This is a genomic window from Parasphingomonas zepuensis (assembly GCF_036663735.1).
Classification (GTDB): Bacteria; Pseudomonadota; Alphaproteobacteria; order Sphingomonadales; family Sphingomonadaceae; genus Sphingomonas.
In genome coordinates, this window is sequence record NZ_JAXOJO010000032.1 from 1 (window position 1) to 1,453 (window position 1,453).

Genomic DNA, 1,453 nt, shown 5'->3' on the forward strand with positions numbered 1-1,453 from the left:
GTCGCGCAGGTGAAAGGCGGTGACATAAGCGTCGCGAAACGCACGATGTGCAGGCAGGCCGCGCTCATGCTCCATCCCGTGTGGCATGCGGTAATAGCGCAGGAACTGGTTGGAAAAGCCCGGGCTGTCTGTCCAAAGTCTTAGCGCGCATTGGTAGTTGCAGATCCTGTCGGCGCCCCGAGTCAAAGCGGGCGTGCAGAATTGTTCCTCGAAACTCGCGCGATGCGCCGCCAGCGCCACGCGACGTGGCCACGGGTTCAGGATCGGGCCGGTGACATCATGCCACCACGGTGCGTCGGCGACATCTTCATCGCGGATATGATGGATCGCCATCGTCAACGGTGGGATCGGGCGACCGGGATTGACCATCCGGTTGCCGCCCTCGCCGTACAGCTCCCAGCGCCCATCCGCGCCAATCGCGACGTCCTGCCAGCCGATCTCGCACACGCCATGCTGCGGCGGCTTGTCGCCGGTGGTCTCGAGGTCGATGACGCGGATGATCTGGGGCGGAGGGGCCATGCCGGTCATTTGGGGGCTGGCGGATGATTCGACCAGCCCAAATGCCCTTTCCGGTCAGTGTGCGGCTTGCGGTCCGCGCTCGAGTCCGCTGGCGGCGAGTTGCTCGTCGATCATCGCGAGCAGCCGGTCGAGTGCTTCCTGGTTGAGCGCTTCGGCACGGGCGACCAGCACGTCCTGCGTGTTGGACGCGCGCAGCAGCCACCAGCCGTCGGGCGTCGTCACGCGCGCGCCGTCGGTGTGGTTGACGTCGGCCCCGCTCGCCTTCAGCCGTTCCAGCACTTCGTCGATCACCGCGAACTTGCGGCTTTCGTCGACCTGAAAGCGCATCTCGGGCGTGTTGACGAACGCCGGCATCGCTCCGCGCAGCTCAGTCAGCGACTGGCCGGTCGTGTGGACCGCGCCGATCAGCCGGACGGCGGCATATTGTGCATCGTCGAACCCGTAATAATCCTGCGCGAAGAAAATATGCCCGCTCATCTCGCCTGCCAGCGGCGATCCGGTTTCCTTCATCTTGGTCTTTACCAGGCTGTGCCCGGTCTTCCACATCAAAGGTTCGCCGCCGAGTTCCGACACACGGTCGAACAGCATCTGTGAAGCCTTCACGTCCGCAATGATCGTCGCACCCGGCTGCTTCTTCAGCACCGGTACTGCCAGAATCGACAAAAGCTGATCGCCCCAGATGACCCGACCTTCGCCGTCGATCGCACCGATCCGGTCGCCATCGCCATCGAACGCCAGTCCGAAATCGAGGCTCTTCTCCGCGACGAGCGCCTTCAAGTCGGCAAGGTTTGCCTCTTCGGTGGGATCGGGATGATGGTTCGGGAAATTGCCGTCGATATCGGTAAACAGCGTATGATGTTCGCCAGGCAGGAGCTTGACCAGCTTTTCGATCACCTCGCCGGCAGCGCCATTACCCGCGTCCCAGCCGATGCGG

2 protein-coding genes are annotated in these 1,453 nt (G+C 63.5%); both read right to left on the bottom strand.

What is annotated here, in order from left to right; translation table 11 throughout:
* A partial coding sequence (locus tag U1769_RS24960; RefSeq protein WP_332720861.1) for a 3'-5' exonuclease occupies positions 1-519 on the bottom strand: 519 nt, incomplete at its 3' end.
* Between the two features lie 54 nt (positions 520-573).
* The coding region (locus U1769_RS24965) for a phosphomannomutase/phosphoglucomutase (protein ID WP_332720862.1) at positions 574-1,453 on the bottom strand (880 nt) is incomplete at its 5' end.